General features: G+C 68.9%; 12 protein-coding genes. 9 read left to right on the top strand and 3 right to left on the bottom strand.

Translation table 11 applies throughout. From position 1 onward, the window contains the following. Nucleotides 1–372: 372 nt before the first annotated feature. Entirely contained in the window at nucleotides 373–843 is a 471-nt protein-coding gene (locus AC5I49_RS14485) for a Rid family detoxifying hydrolase (RefSeq protein ID WP_016445807.1), read from the top strand. 27 nt (nucleotides 844–870) lie between these two features. After that, a complete protein-coding gene (locus tag AC5I49_RS14480) occupies nucleotides 871–2,355 on the top strand; it encodes an aminotransferase class V-fold PLP-dependent enzyme (RefSeq protein WP_016445808.1) in 1,485 nt (494 codons plus the stop codon). Nucleotides 2,356–2,513: 158 nt separating this feature from the next. On the opposite strand, the gene AC5I49_RS14475 is transcribed toward AC5I49_RS14480, so the two are convergent. Then, nucleotides 2,514–3,275 (bottom strand): LytR/AlgR family response regulator transcription factor, encoded by a 762-nt coding sequence (locus AC5I49_RS14475; protein WP_034366324.1) that lies wholly within the window; start codon nucleotides 3,273–3,275, stop codon nucleotides 2,514–2,516. Then, nucleotides 3,256–4,410, bottom strand: a complete 1,155-nt coding sequence (locus tag AC5I49_RS14470) for a sensor histidine kinase (protein WP_495789558.1) — start codon at nucleotides 4,408–4,410, stop codon at nucleotides 3,256–3,258. Before AC5I49_RS14470 ends, AC5I49_RS14475 begins: the two co-directional genes overlap by 20 nt. A 211-nt stretch (nucleotides 4,411–4,621) precedes the next feature. Between AC5I49_RS14470 and argH the strand changes: the two genes are divergently transcribed. From argH to AC5I49_RS14455, 3 genes are read left to right on the top strand one after another with little or no spacing between them, the layout of a single operon-like run. Continuing rightward, complete coding sequence (gene argH, locus AC5I49_RS14465) at nucleotides 4,622–6,103, top strand: argininosuccinate lyase (RefSeq protein WP_016445811.1); 1,482 nt, start codon at nucleotides 4,622–4,624, stop codon at nucleotides 6,101–6,103. A gap of 25 nt (nucleotides 6,104–6,128) precedes the next feature. Beyond that, complete coding sequence (locus AC5I49_RS14460; protein WP_016445812.1) at nucleotides 6,129–7,127, top strand: Bug family tripartite tricarboxylate transporter substrate binding protein; 999 nt, start codon at nucleotides 6,129–6,131, stop codon at nucleotides 7,125–7,127. Between the two features lie 21 nt (nucleotides 7,128–7,148). Beyond that, nucleotides 7,149–8,645: a rhomboid family intramembrane serine protease gene (locus AC5I49_RS14455; RefSeq protein WP_392415015.1), complete on the top strand. Its 1,497-nt coding sequence runs from the start codon at nucleotides 7,149–7,151 to the stop codon at nucleotides 8,643–8,645. On the opposite strand, the gene AC5I49_RS14450 is transcribed toward AC5I49_RS14455, so the two are convergent. Continuing rightward, nucleotides 8,646–9,971, bottom strand: a complete 1,326-nt coding sequence (locus AC5I49_RS14450; RefSeq protein WP_495789557.1) for a tetratricopeptide repeat protein — start codon at nucleotides 9,969–9,971, stop codon at nucleotides 8,646–8,648. It abuts the gene before it with no gap. A gap of 420 nt (nucleotides 9,972–10,391) precedes the next feature. Here AC5I49_RS14450 and AC5I49_RS14445 point away from each other — a divergent pair, with 420 nt between their 5' ends. From AC5I49_RS14445 to AC5I49_RS14430, 4 genes are all read left to right on the top strand, one after another. Further along, nucleotides 10,392–16,454, top strand: a complete 6,063-nt coding sequence (locus AC5I49_RS14445; protein ID WP_495789556.1) for an alpha-2-macroglobulin family protein — start codon at nucleotides 10,392–10,394, stop codon at nucleotides 16,452–16,454. 89 nt (nucleotides 16,455–16,543) lie between these two features. After that, on the top strand, nucleotides 16,544–17,071 hold the full coding sequence (locus AC5I49_RS14440; RefSeq protein WP_313280429.1) for a DUF2867 domain-containing protein: 528 nt from the start codon (nucleotides 16,544–16,546) through the stop codon (nucleotides 17,069–17,071). 206 nt (nucleotides 17,072–17,277) lie between these two features. Then, entirely contained in the window at nucleotides 17,278–19,365 is a 2,088-nt protein-coding gene (locus AC5I49_RS14435) for a BCCT family transporter (protein ID WP_026062436.1), read from the top strand. Nucleotides 19,366–19,460: 95 nt separating this feature from the next. Next, nucleotides 19,461–20,405, top strand: a complete 945-nt coding sequence (locus tag AC5I49_RS14430) for a helix-turn-helix domain-containing protein (protein ID WP_016445818.1) — start codon at nucleotides 19,461–19,463, stop codon at nucleotides 20,403–20,405. Nucleotides 20,406–20,492 lie beyond the last annotated feature (87 nt).

The following is a 20,492-nucleotide window of genomic DNA, read 5'->3' as shown; positions in this document are numbered from 1 at the left end:
GTCCCCTTTTTGGGGTCTTGAATAATGGTTTTGCCGTATTGTGGTGCGCCGTCCCTCATCTGTCTGACATGCCTGGCTACGGTTGAGCAGGTTCCGTGCCAAGCCGTTGTTTCAGAAGAGAGTTATCCTGCTGCGTAGCACTGCGCAAGCGGTCCTGCGTAGTGGTGCGTAGGGGAAAATTCATTATCGAATGCTCCAGATCCCTGCCTAGAATTTCTCCGTGAAATCACTGATTCGAATCATTTTGTGTCAATGATTCATGTCGCCTTCGATGACCCAATTAAATGGTGACGAAGTGTTTCCGGGGCGCCGTTGCAGTAATGCGCGGCACGGCAGTGGCAGTTTGTATTCTTGTTTCAGAAAGGCAATACCATGGATATTCGATCGAACCTGCGGCGCGTGGCGCTGGCATGCGGTGTGGCGGCGGCGGTAGCGACGCTGGCGGGCTGCGCCGCGCCCCACAAGCGCGAGGTGCTGTCCACCACGCAGATCTATCCGGCCATCGGCCCGTATTCGCAGATGGTGGCGCATGGCAACACGATCTACTTCTCGGGCGTGCTGCCGCTGAACGCGCAGGGCACGGCCATCCAGGGCACGACCATCGAGGAGCAGACGCGCGCCGTGCTGGACCACATCGGCGCCAAGCTCAAGTCCCAGGGACTGGGCTATGAGGATGTGCTGTCCACCTCGGTCTTCATGAAGGACCTCAACGAGTTCGCCGCCATGAACAAGGTCTATGGCGAGTACTTCAAGACCGGCGCCCCCGCTCGGGCCACGGTGGAGGTGGCGCGCCTGCCGCGCGATGTGAAGATCGAAATCTCGGCCATCGTCGGCCGCCGCTGACCGCTTGCGCAACGACAGGAGGACCGCATGAACGCACGACACCCCCAGATCGCGGCCGAGCAGGCCACATCCCTGACCGCCACTGCGGCCGCCGGCGAATCCGGCTATCCCGCGCGCTGGACTTCCAAGCGCCGCGACTTCCTGCGCATGCTGGGCTACGGCACCGGCGCAGCCACGCTGGGCCCGCTGCTGGCTGCCTGCGGCAGCGGCAATGCCCAGACCTCGGCCGCTGCGCTGCGCGAGCAGCTCATGCGCGACGAGGCCTTCTGGACCGACGTGCAGAGCATGTTCATCCTCAAGCCCGAGAAGACCTATATGAACATCGGCACGGCGGGCTCCATGCCCAAGCTGGTGCTCGATGTGTTCGATACCGAAAACCGCAAGAAGGCCGCCGACTCGGGCAACGGCTACAGCAACCTGCTGGACCTGCGCAAGCAGGTGGCGCCGGGCTTTGGCGTGGATGCCGACGAGCTGGCCTTCTCGGCCAACACCTCCTCGGGCATGTGCCACGCCATCCTGGGCATCGACTGGCAGCGTGGCGACGTGGTGGTGACCACCAACCACGAGCACGGCGGCGGCGACACGCCGCTGAAGATCGCCCAGGACCGCTACGGCATCGAGGTCTCGCGCATTGCGCTGCCCGTGGGCAACAACCAGACGGCCGCCACCTACGTGAACCTGTTCGACGAGCGCATCCGCGCGCTCAAGGCCCAGGGCAAGCGCGTGCGCGCCATGATGTGGTCCTCTCCCACCTACAAGACCGGCACCATGCTGCCCATTGCCGACCTGATGGGCGTGGTCAAGGCGCACGGCCTGATCAGCATCGTGGACGGCGCCCACCTGCCGGGCATGATGGCCTACAACTATGCGGAGCTGGGCATGGACTTCATGTCGGGCGCGGGCCACAAGTGGCAGTGCGGCCCGGGCTCCACGGGCATCCTCATCATCCGCAACAAGATCCGCGCCTCCAACCCGCTGCCCCTGCCCAAGTGGTACCCGGTGCACACCAGCGCCTACCCGGCGCTGGAGCGCACGACCACGGCCAAGGAGACCTACGACATCGCCGCCTCGGTCACTTCCTGCGGCAGCGTGCACACGCCCATGTTCATGGCGCTGGCCCAGGCCTGCGCGCAGTGGGACAGCATCGGCCGCAAGAAGATCGAGACCTATGACCTGACGCTGTCGTCCTACCTCAAGGAAAAGATCGTCGAGCGCTGGGGCGTGGACTCGCTGTACTCGCCCAAGGACGATCCCAAGCTGCTGTCGGCGCTGACCTGCTTCAACCCGTTCCAGAACAAGGACGACGTGATGAACGGGACCAAGTCCTCGACCTTTGTGGCGCGCATGCTCAGCGACTATCCGCAGGGCTTCGTGATCCGCAACTCCAACTTCCCCGTGATCGGCGCGGCGGCAGACCACTACGGCGTGCGCGTGTCCACGCACCTGTGGCATGACGCGCGGGACATCGATCTGCTGGTGGATGCGATGTGGGATCTGTCTAGAAAAATGTAGCCCCCTGAGGCGCTGCGCGCCTTCCCCCCGAGGGGGACGACACCCTCGCTGCGGGGCGGCCCTTGCTCGGTGTCCCTCGCGTTGGGCCATGCTTGTGTTGGGGGCGTGCTTTCTGGCGCAGGGGGCTGTCTTGGGCCGGGCTCCTTGAGCCCTGCGCCTCAGCCGGGCTGTCCTTCGTCGCGGATGGCGGCGCGGACCTGGGGGAGCTGGCGGCGCGAGACCATGAGCAGTTCGGGGATGCCGTGCAGGCGCAGGGCCCAGCCTTCGCCTTCGGTGGGGTCGTCGTGGCGTTCCAGGGCGCGCAGGGCGCTGCGGGCCACCAGCGCGTTGCGGTGCACGCGCAGCAGGTGGTCGGCGTGGCGGGCCTCCAGTTCGGCCAGGGCGCCGTCGAGGATGTAGCTGCGGCCCACGGTGCGCACGGTCACGTATTTCTGTTCGGCCTTGAGATAGAGCACCTCCGACAGGGGCAGGCGCACGGTGGCGCCCCGGTCCTGTATCAGCAGCACGGGGCCGCTGTCGCGTTCGGCCGTCTGGTGCGCGGCCGTGCGCGCGGCCTTGGCCAGGGCCTGCTGCAGGCGTTCGCGGCGCACGGGCTTGGTCAGGTAGTCGGCAGCATCCAGGTCGAAGGCCTCGACCGCGTGGCCGGCATGGGCGGTGACGAAGACCACGGCAGGCGGCAGCGGCAGGCGGCGCAGCATATGGGCCAGGGCCAGGCCGTCCTGGCCGGGCATGTGGATGTCCAGCAGTGCCAGCTCCACGGGGCGCGGGCCCGGCGCCTGCAGCACGGCCATGGCCTGGCGGGCGTCCGCCGCCTCGCTGACCTGGTGCGGGCCGCTGCCCGTGCATGCCTGCACGTCGGCCAGCAGGGTGCGCAGCCGCGCGCGGGCCAGGGCTTCGTCGTCAACGATCAGGATGTGCATGGTGCTTCTTCTTCGATAAAGCCTTCGTGGGTTGGCTGGCAGGCGCAGCCAGCGGCAGGCTGATGCGCACCACGAAATGCCCGTTGAGCGTGCGCGCCGTGAGGTGGGCCTGCAGGTCGTGCAGCAGCGACAGCCGGGCGCGCACATTGGCCAGCGCAATGCCGTTGCCGCGCGTGCCGGCTGCGCTGGCGGAATCGATCTCGGAGGGCAGGGTGTTGGTGATGCGCACCTCCACCAGATCGCCACGGCGCTCGGTGCGCACCTGCAGCTTGCCGCCGCGTGCGCTGGGCTCCACGCCATGGCGTATGGCGTTTTCCACCAGCGGCTGCAGCAGCAGCGGCGGCAGCAGGGCGCCGTGGGCGGCAGGGTCCAGTTGCCAGCGCACCTGCAGCCGTTCGCCAAAGCGCACCTGCTCGATGGCCAGGTAGCGCTGGGCCAGCTCGATCTCCTCGGCCAGCGTGGTCGTGCTGTGCGGCTCGGCCAGCGCATAGCGGAACAGGTCGCTGAGGTCCTCCAGCAGGGCCTCGGCCTTGGCGGGCTCGGCGCGCACCAGGGCGATGGCGCTGTTGAGCGTGTTGAACAGGAAATGCGGGCGTATGCGCGACTGCAGCTCGGCCAGCCGCGCCTGCGTGTCGGCGGGTGCGTGGCCGCGTGCGCGCAGCACCAGGGCTGCGACCAGCAGGGCTGCCAGCAGTCCGCCGGACACGGCGCTGGCCAGCCAGGGGGCGCTGGTGCCGCCGGCCAGGTGCAGCATGGCGCAGGCATACAGCCCGGCCGCCATGCCCAGCAGCACACCGGCCGCGTACTGGCCGGAGGCGGGCAGCCGCTGCAGCGGGTGCTTGAGCAGGCAGGCGGCCACCAGCCAGACCAGCGTGCCGGGCAGGCAGGCGCCGGTCAGCAGGGCCATGCCCTGCAGCCACTGCAGGGGCGAGTCGGCGCCGAACATCGAGGCCGTTGCCACCACGGCCTGCACAAACAGCACGGCGCGCAGCACCACGCCTACGTTGCAGGCGTCAAAGACCAGCGCCGCGGGCAGGGGCGGGGGGGCAGTGGTGGGGGTCGGCTGGGTCGGCAAGGGGCGGCAGGTAGTGTTTCGGCGGGTGGGGTTCGCGCCGCATGCCCGGATTATGGTCATGCCGGGCGGGCCTGCACAGCGGTCACACCGCCCATGCACACCCATGCACGCCCATGCACGCCCATGCAGGCCCATGCAGGCCCGTGTAGGCCCCTGCACGGGCGTGGCGCCGCCCAGGTCGATAGAATCTTCGCTTCCTGCCTGCGCCGGGGGGCGATGCCGCCCGCCGCCTGCGCTGCCTGCACAGCCCCATCGAAGATCGCGTCCTCACATGTCTGCCAATCAACCAACGTCCGCCTCGCACAACCAGCTCGATACCAAGGCCCAGGCCTGGTCCGCTCTCTTCGAAGAGCCGATGAGCGATCTGGTCAAGCGCTATACCTCCAGCGTGTTCTTCGACAAGCGCCTGTGGCAGGCCGACATCACGGGCAGCCTGGCGCATGCCGAGATGCTGGCGGCCCAGGGCATCATCGCCGCCGCCGACCATGAAGCCATCCGCAAGGGCATGGCGCAGATCACGCAGGAGATCGAATCCGGCCAGTTCGAGTGGAAGCTCGACCTGGAAGACGTGCACCTGAACATCGAGGCCCGCCTGACCCAGCTGGTGGGCGACGCCGGCAAGCGCCTGCACACGGGCCGCAGCCGCAACGACCAGGTGGCCACCGACGTGCGCCTGTGGCTGCGCGGCGAGATCGACCTGATCGAAGGACTGCTGGGCGAGCTGCAGCTGTCCCTGGTCGAAGTGGCCGAGAAGAACGTGGACGTGATCCTGCCCGGCTTCACCCACCTGCAGGTGGCCCAGCCCGTGAGCTTTGCCCACCACCTGCTGGCCTATGTGGAAATGTTCAAGCGGGACGCCGAGCGCATGCTGGACCTGCGCCGCCGCGTCAACGTGCTGCCGCTGGGCAGTGCTGCCCTGGCCGGCACCACCTACCCGCTGGACCGCGAGCGCGTGGCCCGCACGCTGGGCATGGAAGGCGTCTGCCAGAACTCGCTGGACGGCGTCAGCGACCGCGACTTCGCCATCGAATTCACCTCGGCCGCCAGCCTGTGCATGGTGCACGTGAGCCGCCTGTCCGAAGAGCTGATCATCTGGATGAGCCAGAACTTCGGCTTCATCCGCATCGCCGACCGCTTCACCACGGGCTCGTCGATCATGCCGCAGAAGAAGAACCCCGACGTGCCCGAGCTGGCACGCGGCAAGACCGGCCGCGTGGTCGGCCACCTGATGGGCCTGATCACCCTGATGAAGGGCCAGCCCCTGGCCTACAACAAGGACAACCAGGAAGACAAGGAGCCGCTGTTCGACACGGTGGACACCCTGAAGGACACGCTGCGCATCTTCGCCGAGATGATCGGCGGCCAGGCCGACCCGGCCACGGGCGGCAAGAAGGGCGGCATCACCGTCAACGCCGAAGCCATGCGCGCCGCCGCGCTCAAGGGCTACGCCACCGCCACCGACCTGGCCGACTACCTGGTCAAGAAGGGCCTGCCCTTCCGCGACGCGCACGAGACCGTGGCCCATGCCGTCAAGCTGGCCTCGCAAAAGGGCGTGGACCTGACCGAGCTGCCGCTGGCCGAACTGCAGGCCTTCAATCCCGGCATCGAGGCCGATGTCTTCGAGGCACTCAGCCTGGAAGGCTCGCTCAATGCGCGCAACACCCTGGGCGGCACGGCGCCGGCCCAGGTGCGCAAGCAGCTGGCAGGCCACCAGGCGCGCCTGAATGCACGCCTGAACGCGCGCCTGGGCTGATCCCCCCGTTCGCCGGAGCCACGCCATGACATCCTCCCGCCGCCAACTGCTGACGGGGGCGCTGCGCGCCGCCGGCGCAGTGACCGCCGTTGCCGCCTCGTCCGCCCTGGCCCCGCTGGCCTGGGCCCAGCCGGGGCAGGCCATTCGCATCCTCGTGGGCTTTCCGCCGGGCGGCGGCACGGATGCCATCGCACGCCTGCTGGCCGACCGGCTCAAGGACGTGCTGGGCACCACGGTGCTGGTGGACAACCGCCCCGGCGCGGGCGGGCAGATCGCGGCGCAGCAGCTCAAGGCGGCTGCGGCCGATGGCCACACGCTGTTCCTCACGCATGACCACACCATCTCCATCCTGCCCCAGGTGGTGAAGAAGCCGGGTTTCGACCCGGCCCATGACTTCGTTCCCGTGGCCGGCTTTGCCACCTTCGTGAACGCGCTGGCGGTCTCCGCCAACACGCCGGCGCGCAACCTTGCCGAGTATGTGGAGTGGGTGCGCCAGGGCGCAAAGCGCGGCAGCATCGGTATTCCCGCGCCCGCGTCCACGCCGGAATTCCTGGTCAGGCTGCTGGGCGAGCACTACAGGCTGGACCTGGTGGCCGCGCCCTACCGGGGCAGCGCGCCCATGCTGGCCGACATGCTGGGCAACCAGATCCCGGCCGGCATCGCCTCGGTGCAGGACTTCATGGAAAACCACAAGGCCGGCAAGCTGCGCGTGATCGGCGTGCTGGGCACGCGCCGCCAGGCCACCATGCCCGAAGTGCCCACGCTGGCCGAGCAGGGCGTCAAGGGCTTCGAGGACACGCCCTACTACGGCATCTATGCGCCGCGCGGCACGCCGCAGGCCTTCATCGACCGCTTCTCCGCCGCCGTGGCCACCGTGCTCAAGCAGCCCGATGTGCACGAGCAGCTCACCGCCCTGGGCCTGACCGTGGGCCACATGCCGCCCGCGCAACTGGCCGAGCGCGAGCAGGCCTATACCCAGGTCTGGAAACGCATCATCCAGACCAGCGGCTTCCAGCCGCAGTAAGCGCGCGTCCAGCGGTCCCGCATGTTCTACGCGATTCCGCTGGAGGACCGGCCCCGCTGGAGCAATCCGCCGTGGATGACGCTGCTGATCATCCTCGTGAACGTGCTGGTGTTCTTCGGGCCGCAGCGCTCCGAGGAGCGCGCCCAGCAGGCGGCAGCGCAGTTCTATGCCGCCAGCGCGCTGCCGGGCATCGAGTTGCCGCGCTTCGTGGACTGGCTGCAGCGCACGGATTCGCCCATTGCCAAGCAGGCGAAGGTGCTGCAGAAAAAGGGCCTGGTCGAGCCGCTGCTGCAGCGCATGGAGCAGGAGCCCGCCTTCCTGGCGCTGCTGCGCAGCGGCCAGATCGTTGCGGCCAGCGATCCCCTGCACGGGCAGTGGCAGACGGACCGCAGCCGCTACGAGGCCCTGAAGCCGCCGCCCTTCACCACGCGCTGGGCGCAAGACTATGGCGAGGACGCGCCGCTGCGCCCGGTGACCTGGATCACGTCGGCCTTCCTGCATGCCAGCACGGGCCATCTGGTCGGCAATATGCTGTTTCTCTTCATGTTCGGCTTTTCGGTGGAGCTGGCACTGGGGCGGGCCACCTATCTGCTGTTCTATCTGCTGGGGGCCGTCGGGGCTTCGCTGCTGTCCTCCTGGGTCCATGGGGGTGCGGGCGTCTATGGTCACGGGCTGGGCGCTTCGGGCGCGGTCGCAGCGCTGATGGGCATGTACGCCGTCATGTACCGGCTGCGGCGCATCCGCTTTTTCTACCAGTTGTTCTTCTACTTCAACTACGTCACGGCACCGGCCCTAATCCTGTTGCCGGCCTGGATTGCGAATGAAGTGCTGCAGCACTTCTTCAGCGGCCGGGGCGTGGACTACATGGCCCATCTGGGCGGTCTGCTGACGGGCGCAGCCCTGATGGCCCTGCATCTGCGCCGCAAGCCACGGGCGGCGTTGGCGGGCCGCCATTCGGCGCCGGACGATGGCTTCGACGCACATGTCGCCAACGCGCGACGCCTGGGCCAGGCGCTGGACATGGAGGGCGCCCTGCGCGCCTGGCGCGCCGCAGCCCAGCTGCGGCCTGCCGACACCGAGGTGCTGCGCGCCTGGTTTGCAGCAGCCCGCTATGCGCCTGCCAGCGAGGACTTCCACCGTGCGGCCCGGCGCATCTTCAGGCTGCCGGCCCGTGATGCCGCCACCCTGGCCTGGCAGCACGACAGCTACCGCATTTACCTGGACCTGGCCCGCCCAGGCGCCAGGATCGCGCCCGAGGACATGGCCAGGCTGGTGCGCCGCTTCACGCGTGCCCGTGCGTTCGACGATGCCGAGAAGCTGTGCCACGCGCTGCTGCAGGCAGCACCCGGCCAGCCGGGCCTGGGCGAGACGCTGTGCCTGCTGGTCAACGGCCTGCTGCAGCAGGGGCTGGCACAGCGCGCCCGCGCCTGGCTGCCACAACTGCAGCGCTGGGCGCCCGATGAGGCCGTGACCCGGCTGTTGCTCGACGGGCAGGCCCGGTCCCAGGCCACGGCGTGATCAGTGCGGGGCCGGGCGCGGGTCTGGTCCCTGTTCCGGTTCCGGGTCACGCAGCAGCCACCGCACCTCCTGCGTGGCCTCGCTGTCGGGATGGCGCGCCTGCAGCGTGGCCAGGATGCCCTGGGCCATGTCCCGGCGCCCGAATCCCTGCAGCATCAGGCGCGCCGCCAGTTCATAGGCATGGGGCACGGCGGCATGGCCCTTGAAGCGTTTGTCGAAGCCCGAGATCAGGGTCAGCGTCGCCTGTGCATCGCCCGCGCGCCAGGTGCTGCGCGCCAGGGCCAGTGTCTGGTCGGCATCGTCCAGCGCAAAGCTCGCTTCCTTGGCGCGGCAGGCCTGGAACACCTTGAGCGCCTCGGCGGTCTGGCCCTGGCGCAGCAGCAGGGCGATGAAGCGCCGGCCGTGGTCCAGCAGCGTGGCCGTCTTGTCCGACAGCAGCAGCAAGCGGTGGTAGCGGCGCTGGGCATGCGTATCGTCGGGGTGGGTGCGCTGGTCCTCGTAGGCCAGGCCCAGCGCGGCGGCCAGGTCGCCAGCGGCCACATGCTCGGCCACGTCCTCGTCCAGCTGCTGGCGGGCGATCTGTTCGGGCGTGCGCGCAGGCGCCCCGTCGGGCCCGCTGTCTGCCTGGGGCGCGGCGTCGATGCCCAGAGCCTCATGGTGCTGGTACATCACATAGCCCAGCAGGCTGGCCATGACCCAGCCGAAATAGATCATGGCGAAGTTGAACAGCGGCAGCAGGATCAGCCCGCTGAACAGCGGCAGCAGCAGTGACATGGTGATCTGCGCACCGCTGCTCAACAGGAACAGAAAAAAGCACAGCAGCGCATAGGGCTTGCCGATGATGCGCACCGTGTCCAGGATCAGCAGCGGATTGAGTGCGGAGAAAAAGCCCGTCGTCTGCACCAGCACGATGATGCTGGCCGGCAGCAAAAAGGACAGCAGCAGCAGGGCCAGCTGCGCCATGCCCAGGCTCACCCGCGCACACCATCCGACGATGATGCCGTGCACCACCAAAATGGCGAACAGCTTCCAGGGCAGATGGGTCCAGTCCGGGTCCAGGTGGCGAGGATAGTCCGCAGCGCGCGATATGCCCTGCGAACCCAGCGCTGCCACCTTGAAACCATAGCGGCTGGCGGCCAGCAGGATACCGATCTGCACCAGCCCGATGGCCAGGGGTGCGGGCAGGAAGAACAGCGCCTTGAACAGCAGGCTGCTCAGCGACAGCAGCAGCGCATAGCCCAGCGGCTGTGACTGGAACGGAAAGGCGAAGAACTGGTTGATCCGGTGCCAGAACGGCTGAGGCACGGCAACGTGGTTCGGCTTCATGGACGGACTCTCTCCCTGTGTTGTATCCGCGCAGTATAGGCAGCACGCTGTATGTAGTCTGACGGGCCTGTGGTGGGACGTGAGCCCTGTGATTGCGCGGATATGACGTGTTGATGCGCCGACGTCTTACAGATGGATACACCGCAGACCCGGTTCCGGGCACCCGCAGCAGGGCCTGCAGCGGATGCGGGCCGGTATCATCCCGCGCAGTGGTTTTCAGCCGCAGCGGATGCGGCCCTGCATTCGGCGCATGCGGGCGGCGGGCATCTGCCTCGTTGCAGCCCTTGCCGCCGAGCCCTGCCGCAGCGCAGGGCTTTTCATTTGCAGCCTGTGCACCGTGCACGGCGCGCGCCGCAGCGCTGAAAGCCTGCTCATTCCAAGAAAACACCGGGCCATCTGAGCCCGACAGAAGGGATTGCCATGGGGGTGCTTCGCACGACAGCGATCAAGGGGTTCCAGAGTCCGCCGGCGCACGGCCGGGCCTGGGGCCGGTGGGGTTTGGGCCTGCTGCTGGGATCGGCGGCGCTGGCGGCGCAGGCCGTGGGCGTGCGCCAGTTCAGCCCGCAGGGAGAGGTGGCCAAGGTCGAGCAGGTGGTGGTGCAGTTCGATGGCACGGCCGTGCGCTTTGGCGACCCCAAGGCCGCCGCGCCGGTCACGCTCAGCTGCAGCGATGCGGCGGCCACCCAGGGCACGGGCCGCTGGAACAGCGACCGCGAATGGGTGTTCGACTTCAAGCAGGCCCTGCCGCCCGGCGTGCGCTGCACGGCCCAGCTCGTGGCCGGCTACAAGTCGCCTGCGGGCACGGCCGTGACGGGCGCTGCCAGCTACCAGTTCCAGACCGGCGGCCCGGCCGTGCTGGACATGGCACCCGACACCTATGAACAGATCGACGAGGAGCAGTACTTCGCGCTGCGCCTGTCGGGCCCGGCCACCGTGCAAAGCCTGCAGCAGCACATGTGGTGCACGGCCGAAGGCGTGGGCGAGCGCATTCCCGTGCGCCTGATCGAAGGCAAGGAGCGCGACGAGCTGCTCAAGCACCGCGGCTGGGACAAGGCCGCTGCCAAGAACCCGCTGCAGTACGCCACGCTGGCCTGCAACCGCCGCCTGACGGCGGGCACGACCATGAAGCTGGTCTTCGGCGCCGGCATTGCCACGCCCAACGGCGTGGCCAGCCGCCAGGACAAGCGCTTCGAGTACCGCGTGCGCGAGCCCTTCGCCGCCGAGTTCAGCTGCGAGCGCGAGAACGCCCAGGCCGCCTGCCTGCCGATCCGTCCCATGCGCCTGCGCTTCAATGCCCCCGTGCCGCGCAAGCTGGCCGAGGGCATCCGCCTGAGCAGCGGCGCCTCCAAGGTGGCGCCCGTGATCGACAGCGAATACGGCGAAAAGCTCAGCGAGGATTCGCTGGTGCAGAACCTGAGCTTCCCGGCCACCATGCAGTCCCAGGCGCGCTACACGGTGGAGCTGCCTCCGCAGTTCAAGGACGCGGCAGGCCGCAGCCTGAGCAATGCCGACATGTTCCCGCTGCAGGTGGCCACGGGCGCGCTGCCGCCGCTGGCCAAGTTCGCGGCCTCGCCCTTCGGCATCGTCGAGCGCTACGCCGAAGGCCCGGACGGCCCGGCCCTGCTGCCCGTGACGCTGCGCAATGTGGAGTCCGAGCTGGCCACCAGGTCCCTGGATGCCAGCCGCGTGAGCACCAAGCAGCCCGGCAGCGATGCCGAGATCATCGCCTGGATGCGCCGCGTGGCCGACTACGAGTCCTCCGACATGGACCGCAAGCGCGCCTCGCGCGACATCAAGGGCCCGCTGCCGCCCGTGATCGACAACGAAAACCGCGACTATGTGCAGACGCGCATGCTGTCGCTGCTGGCCGGCCAGGGCGACGTCAAGACGCTGGAGCTGCCCAAGCCCGTCAAGGGCGATCCGCGCCCCTTCGAGGTGGTGGGCATTCCGCTCACGCCGGGCTTTCATGTGGTCGAGATCGCCTCGCCGCTGCTGGGGCAGTCGCTGCTCGATGAGCGCTACGGCTCGGCGCGCAGCATGTATGTGCGCACCTCGGCCCTGGTGACCAACCTGTCCGTGCACTTCAAGCTCGGCCGCGAGAACGCGGCCGCCTGGGTCACCACGCTGGACAAGGGCCAGGCCGTGGCCAATGCCAGGGTCCAGGTCTCCGACTGCAATGGCAAGGTGCTGACCTCGGCCACCACCGATGCCAGCGGCGTGGCGCGCCTGGACGGCCTGTCGCCCGAGCCGCCCCAGTGCACGGGCGGTGTCGGCTACCGCTCGCCGGCCTACTTCGTCAGCGCACGCGCCCAGGGCAAGGACGGCCAGCAGGAGCTGGCCTTCACCTGGAGCGACTGGCAGCGCGGCATCGAGTCCTGGCGCTTCAACGTGCCCACCAGCCGCAGCGCCCAGCGCGACGAGGTGGCCCACACCATCTTCGACCGCACGCTGCTGCGCGCCGGCGAGACCGTGTCCATGAAGCACCTGATGCGCACCCAGACCGGCATCGGCCAGGGGCAGGGCGGCTTTGCGCTGCCCGAGCAGCGGCCCACGCAACTGGTCATCACCCATGAAGGCAGCGGCCAGCAGTACACGCAGCCGCTGCAGTGGCGTTCCACGGGCACCGGCGGCCTGAGTGCGGAAAACAGCTTCTCCGTGCCCAAGGGCGCCAAGCTGGGTTCGTACTCCGTGGAGCTGCGCGGCGAGGGCAACGGCTCGCGCGGGCGCAACAACCGCTTTGGCACGGGCAGCTTCCGTGTCGAGGAATTCCGCCTGCCCGTGCTCGAAGGCCGCGTGGGCCCCGAGGGCAAGCAGGCCCTGGTCGGCGTCTCCAGCCTGCCGGTGCAGGTGCAGGTGAACTACGTCTCCGGCGGCCCGGCCGCCAATTTGCCGGTGCGCGTGTCCGCCCTGGTGCGCTCCACCTGGATGGACCGCAGCGACTGGCAGGGCTTCAGCTTCTCGGCACCGCGCAGCGCCCAGGACACGGGCCAGAGCGATGACGAGGAGGCCACGGCCTCCCAGGACAGCAAGGTGGTGGCCGACAAGCTGCCCGTGACACTGGACCGTGAAGGACTGGGCAAGCTCAAGATCGAGAACCTGCCCAAGCTGCGCGAGCCGCGCGAGCTGCTGATCGAGGCCACCTATGCCGACCCCAATGGCGAGGTGCAGACCCTGCGCAGCACGCAGATGCTGTGGCCCGCGGCCATCGTGGCCGGCGTGCGCGCCGAAAGCTGGATCACCACGGGCCGCAAGCTGCAGTTCCAGGCGCTGGCGCTGGGCGTGGACGGCAAGCCCCAGGCCGGCGTGCCGGTCAAGGTGGAGGCCATCTCCCGCGTCACCACCAGCAGCCGCAAGCGCCTGGTGGGGGGCTTTTACAGCTACGACAACCAGACCGCGCTCCAATCCATGGGCACGGTGTGCACGGGCAACAGCGATGCCCAGGGCATGGTGCAGTGCGAGGCCCAGCTGTCGCAGCCCGGCGAGGTCGAGCTGATCGTCACCGCCTCCGACAAGGACGGCCGGCCCGCCCAGGCCGCCTCCAGCGTCTGGGTCACGCGCCAGGGCGAACTGTGGTTCGGCGGCGAGGACCATGACCGCATGGACGTGCTGCCCGAAAAGCGCAGCTACGAGCCCGGCGAGACCGCGCGCTTTCAGGTGCGCATGCCCTTCCGCTATGCGACGGCCCTGGTCGCCGTGGAGCGCGAAGGCATCGTCAGCACCCAGGTCATGCAGCTCAATGGCCAGAACCCCACCGTGGAGCTGAAGGTCCAGCCCGACTGGGGGCCCAACGTCTACGTGAGCGTGCTGGCCCTGCGCGGGCGGCTGCGCGAGGTGCCCTGGTACAGCTTCTTCACCTGGGGCTTCAAGGCGCCGCGCGAGTGGTGGAATGCCTTCTGGCATGAGGGCAAGGAATACATCGCGCCCACGGCCCTGGTCGATCTGTCCAAGCCCGCCTACCGCCTGGGCATGGCCGAGATCCGCGTGGGCACCAAGGCCCATCGCATCGACGTCAAGGTCACGGCCGACCAGGCCAGCTACCAGGTGCGCGGCACCGCCAAGGTCACCATCAGCGCCACGCTGCCCGACGGCAAGCCCGCCGCTGGCGCCGAGGTGGCGCTGGCGGTCGTGGACCAGGCCCTGCTGGAGCTCATGCCCAACACCAGCTGGCAGCTGGCCGACGCCATGCTGCGCCGCCGCGAGTGGGGCGTGCAGACCTCGACCGCGCAGATGGAGGTGATCGGCAGGCGCCACTACGGCCGCAAGGCCGTGGCCGCTGGCGGCGGCGGTGGCCGCAGCCAGACGCGCGAGCTGTTCGAGACGCTGCTGCTGTGGAATCCGAGCGTGGTGCTCGATGCCCAGGGCAAGGCCCAGGTCAGCGTGCCGCTCAACGACTCGCTGACCACCTTCCAGGTGGTGGCGGTGGCCGACCATGGCGTGTCGATGTTCGGCACGGGCCAGGCGCCCATCCGCACGGCCCAGGACCTGCAGATCATCAGCGGCCTGCCGCCGCTGGTGCGCGAGGAGGACCAGTTCCGTGCCATGGTCACGCTGCGCAACACCTCGGCCAAGGCCATGAAGGTGCAGGTCACGCCGCGCGCCACGCTGCTGGAGCTGGCAGCGCAGACCGTGGAGATTCCCGCGGGCGAGGCGCGCGAGGTGGGCTGGAACGTCACCGCCCCGGCCCAGCTGGGCCAGACCCGCGCCGAGTCGCTGATCTGGGAGATCGAGGCCCGTGACACCGCAGGTGGAGACAAGCCCGCCAGCGACAGGCTGAAGGTCAGCCAGCGCATCATCCCGGCCGTGCCGCTGACGGTGCAGCAGGGCACGCTGATGCAGGTCGATGGCAGCATCAACCTGCCCGTGCAGCTGCCGGCCGACGCGCTGGCCGGCCGCGGCGGCCTGCGCATGTCGCTGGCGCCCAAGCTGGCCGAAGGCCTGCCGGGCGTGCGCGACTGGTGGGCGCGCTATCCCTACAGCTGCCTGGAGCAGGTCACCAGCAAGGCCGTGGGCATGAGCGACGCCACGCTGTGGCAGTCCACCATGGGACAGCTGCCCAGCTACCTGGACAGCGACGGCCTGGCCAGCTACTTCCCGCTGGCCGGCGACGGCTCGGGCCGTGCGGCCCGCGGCAGCGATACGCTGACGGCCCACCTGCTCAACCTCTCGGCACTGGCACAGGGCGTGGACAAGCGCTTCGTGCTGCCGGCGGCCGAGCGCGAGCGCATGGAAAACGGCCTGATCGCCTTCGTCGAAGGCCGCATCCAGCGCAGCTTCTGGAGCCCGCGCAAGGACCTGGACATGCGCAAGCTGGCCGCCATCCAGGCGCTGGCGCTGACGGGCCGCGCCAATCCGCGCATGCTCGACAGCATCACCATCGCGCCCAACGACTGGCCCACGCATGCCGTCATCGACTGGGTGGCCCTGCTCAAGCACATGCGCGAGCTGCCCCAGCGCGAACAGCAGCTGGCCCAGGCCCAGCAGATCCTGCGCGCCCGCCTGAGCTACCAGGGCACGCGCGTGGCCTTCAGCAACGAGCAGGACGACCAGTGGTGGTGGCTGATGCAGGGCCCCGAGGTCAACCTGGCCCGCCTGATGCTGGTCAACATGGACGACCCGACGTGGAAGGAAGAGCTGCCGCGCCTGGCCAACGGCTTCATCTCGCGCCAGAGCAATGGCGCCTGGGGCACGACCACGGCCAACCTGTGGGGGGCGCTGGCACTGCAGCGCTTCTCGCAGCAGTTCGAGGCCACGCCCGTGACGGGCGCCACCCAGGCGGCTTTGGGCGCGTCCCAGGCCCGCGTGGAGTGGAGCCAGGTCACGCGCATGCGCGCCAGCGACAGCGAGGGCGCGGCGCACCAGGCGTCCAGCTTCGGCGCGACCACGGTGGTCGGCGGCCTGCGCAACAACACCATGTTCCTGCCCTGGAGCGCGGTGGGCGAGGCCCGCAAGGGCCAGCTGACGGTGACCCAGCAGGGCACCGGCAAGCCCTGGCTCACGCTGCAGTCTGTGGCGGCCGTGCAGCTGAAGGCGCCGTTCAGTGCCGGCTACACCGTCACGCGCACGGTCAAGCCCGTGGAGCAGGCCGACAAGAGCCTGCCCGCAGGCCAGTACTCGCGCGGCGACGTGCTGCGCGTCACGCTGGAGGTGCAGGCCCGCACCGACATGACCTGGGTGGCCATCACCGACCCCGTGCCCACGGGCGCCACCATCCTGGGCGGCGGTCTGGGGCGCGACTCGGAGATCGCCTCGGGCGGCGAGCGCGCAGAAGGCGCGGGCTGGCTGGCTTATGAAGAGCGCAGCTTCGAGGCCTACCGCGCCTACTACCAGTACCTGCCCAAGGGCAATACGCGCGTGGAGTACACCGTGCGGCTGAACAATGCCGGCGACTTCGCGCTGCCGCCCACGCGGGTGGAGGCACTGTATGCGCCCGAGATGTTCGGCGAGGTTCCCAACGCCCGCATCAAGGTGGGCGACAAGCGCTGATGCAGCGTTGATGGCGCCATGACAAGGGGGCGGCCCTGCGGCCTATGATGGCTGCAGGACCGCCCCCTTTTTTCATCACCCTCCGCTCCATGGCACAAGTCATCCTCTCCCCGGTTCCCGCGGGCAGCGCCCTGCAGGACCGCCTCAAGACCGCCTATTTCCACGACAGCTACCAGCTGCAATTGCCGGACGACGGCAGCAGCCCCATGGCGCTGTACCTGCGCTGCGTGGGCCGCACGCCGGGCTGGATCGACTTTCTGATGCGCCTGCGCAACCGCGTGGTGGCGCCCTTCGGCATCAAGGACCTGGGCACGCTCAGCGGCGTCGATGCGCAGCGCGCCGCATCCAGCTACCGCGTGGGCGACCGCGCCGGCATCTTCCGCATCCATGCGCTGAGCGATGGCGAGGTGGTGCTGGGCGACAGCGACCGGCACCTGGACGTGCAGGTCTCCCTCATGCGGCTGCCCGGCCCCGAGGGCGCGCCGTCCGCCACCTTCACCGCCGCCATGTCCACCGTGGTCCATGTGCACAATGCCCTGGGCCGTATCTACATGCTGGGCGTGGCGCCGGCCCACCGCGTCATCGCCCCGGCCGTGGTGGCCAGGCTGGCCGGCTGACCTGGCCTGAAGGCATCACGTCAGCAAAACGGAAGCCTTCAGGGCCTGCGTCCGACGCGGGCAGACGCGAAGAGTCACGATACTTGCGGCCTTTGCCCGGCGGACATACCCCGAGCAGGGAACGCGGCCCGCCCCACAAGGGCAAGGCTGCCACCATTGCGAATCGGTTCCCGGGCACACCATTGATCACAAGAGAGAGAGGGTCTATGCCAGACATGAACACCGATCCCCGCACGGCGCCACCGGCGGCTCCGCCACCGGATGCGCCGCAGGCGGCCACGCCATCGCCTGCAGAGCCTGCACCGCGCATCACGTTCTCGGGCCCCGTCGTCATTCCTTCCCTGCTGGTGCTGGGCCTGCTGCTGCTGTACTGCGGCTTCATGCCCGACAGCGCCGACCGGCTGTTCTCCAGCGCCCAGGCCTGGGTGGTGGGGCACATGGACTGGTTCTATGCCGTCTCGGTCACGCTGTTCCTGGTCTTTCTGATCTTCGTCGCGTCCAGCCGTTTCGGCGACATCCGCCTGGGTCCCGATGATGCGGAGCCCGAGTTCAGCTTCATCTCCTGGACCGCCATGCTGTTCGCCGCCGGCATGGGCATCGGCCTGATGTACTTCGGCGTGGGCGAGCCGCTGCAGCATTTCCTCAAGCCGCCCACGGCCGTGCCTTCCACGCCGGCCGCCGCGCGCGAGGCGCTGCAGTCCACCTTCTTCCACTGGGGCTTCCATGCCTGGGCCGTCTACGGGACCATGGGCCTGGTGCTGGCCTACTTCGGCTTTCGCTACAACCTGCCGCTGACCATGCGCTCGGGCCTGTACCCGCTGCTGGGCAAGCGCATCAACGGCCCCATCGGCCACAGCGTGGATGCCTTCGCGCTGGTGGGCACCATCGCGGGTATCGCCACCACGCTGGGCTACGGCGCGCTGCAGCTGGCCGCCGGCCTGCACACCCTCACGGGCTGGGACACCTCTGCGGCGGCTTTCCGCATCGCGGTCATCGTCATCGTGGTCTGCCTGGCCGGGCTGTCGGCCGTCTCGGGCCTGGACAAAGGGGTGCGGCGCCTGAGCGAGTTCAACCTCATGCTGGCCTTCATCCTGCTGGCCTTCGTCATCGTCGCCGGGCCCACGGTCTTCCTGTTCGAGGCGCTGAGTGAGAACATCGGCAACTACGTGTCTGGCCTGGTGCAGCTGTCGTTCCGCACCTTTGCCTACGAGCCGCCCAGCCAGGAAGGCTGGTTCGGCGGCTGGACCATCCTCTACTGGGCCTGGTGGATCTCCTGGTCGCCCTTCGTGGGCATGTTCATCGCACGCATCTCGCGCGGGCGCACCATCCGCCAGTTCGTGACCGGCGTGCTGCTGGTGCCCACGGCCTTCAACCTGCTGTGGATGACGGCCTTCGGCAACAGCGCCATCTGGATAGACACCCACGTGGCCATGGGCGCGTTGGGGCAGACGGCCTCGAACGTGGATGCGCTGCTGTTCCGCTTCTTCGAGTACCTGCCCTGGTTCAAGCCCGTGGCCTGGCTCACCATCGTGCTCATCGCGGTGTTCTTCGTCACCTCGGCGGACTCCGGGGCCTTCGTGGTGGACAACATCGCCTCGCGCGGCCATGCGCGTTCGCCGGTCTGGCAGCGGCTGTTCTGGGCTGCCGTGCTGGGCGCGACGGCCATGGTGCTGATGCTGGCCGGCGGCCTCAAGGCGCTGCAGGCCATGACCCTGGTGGCGGCCCTGCCGGTGGCCGTCATCATGCTGGCGCTGTGCTACGGGCTGTGGCGCGGCCTGCTGGCCGACCGCGCGCACTTCTCGCCCGACCTGGCTCCGGCCACCAGCTTCTGGAGCGGCCAGCACTGGCGCAAGCGCCTGGAGCAGATCGTGCACCAGCCCTCGCGCGCCGATGTGCGCAGGTTCCTGGCCGGCGTGGTGCTGCCCGCCATGAACGAGGTGGCAGCCGAAATGCACAAGCGCGGCGTCGAGGCGGTGGTCACCGAGGACCTGGACGGCGAGGGCGCCGTGCGCCTGACCGTGCCCGATCCCTCGCTGCGCGACTTCGTCTACGGCGTGCGCGCCACGCGCCGCACGGTGCCCACCTTCCTGGTGAGCGAGGCGGCCAACGAGCAGGAGCGCCGCCATGTCTACGAGCCCATCACGTTCTTCGAGGACGGACGCCTGGGCCACGACATCCAGTACCTGCGCAGCGAGGAAGTCATCGCCGACATCCTGCGCCACTACGAGCGCTACCTGTCGCTGAGCGCCGACCAGCGCACGCATCTGCTGAACCGGGCGCCGGGCCACAGCTGAGCCGTGCTTGGCAGCGCCGCCGTCGCGGCACCCCGGGCCTTTGGGTAAACACCGGGGTGCCAGCCGGCGGCAGCCTGCGGATACTGGGCGCTGCCATGCAGCTCGAATACTCTACCCATTCGCAGGAGCCACGCCATCGTTTCGACTACTGGCACGAGGTGGTCTGCCGCCACTGCATCCCGGCCGACAGCCACCGCGCGCAGGGGGATGGTGCAGGTCCCGGCGGCTTCGGGGCCACGCTGTCCGTGCGGTCCCTGGGACTGCTGGAGATCAGTGCCATGTCGGCGCCCAGCCACCGCTGGGTGCGCAACGCAGCCCACCTGCGCCTGCATGCCCGCGATGAGCTGTGGCTGGGCTATCTGCTCCAGGGCCAGGCCGAGGTGCGCCAGGGCGGGCAAGTGGCCCGGCTGAGTGCGGGCAATCTGGTGCTTTATGACGCTGCGCAGCCTTTCGAATTCTCGGTGGCGCCCCGCGATATCCTGCTGATGCGCATTCCGCGCAGCGAATTGTTGAATCGCTTTGCCCGTGCACCCTTGCACGCGGGCCGGGCGCTGCATGGCCATGCCCCGGCCGTGGCGCCGCTGCGGGCCATGCTCGGCGAGGCCATGGCCATGCCGCCTGCGCCGCACGGTGATGCCTTGGCGCAGCGCTTCGGCATGGCGCTGCTCGACGTGCTGGCCCTGGCGCTGGAGATGCAGGAAATGGCCGTGCAGCCCCGCGCGGAAAGGGACCTGCATGGCCGCATCCAGGCGTTCATCCAGGACAACCTGGGCTCGCCCGAGCTGTCGCTGCAATGGCTGGCGCAGCAGCACAACGTCTCGCCCCGTACCGTGACGCGGGCCTTTGCGCGGCACAACCAGACGCCCATGGGCCTGGTATGGCAGCTGCGGTTGCAGGCCAGCCGCCAGGCCCTGATGCAGGGGCGCTGCTCCAGCGTGACCGAGGCGGCCTTCGCGCATGGGTTCTCCGATGCGGCGCACTTCAGCCGAGCCTTTCGCAAGGCGTTCGGCTGCACGCCCCGCAGCCTGCTGGCCGCCTGAGCAAGGTCGCTGACCCTCCCGAACAAGCGTGGGTGCCGCCGGCTCCCTAGCATGGGGCTGCCGCGCGTCCCGTGCGGCTTTTCCAGT

The organism is Delftia sp. (assembly GCF_059499305.1).
Note: the sequence above shows the minus strand (reverse complement) of the source record. Positions and strands in the feature narration are given on the sequence as shown.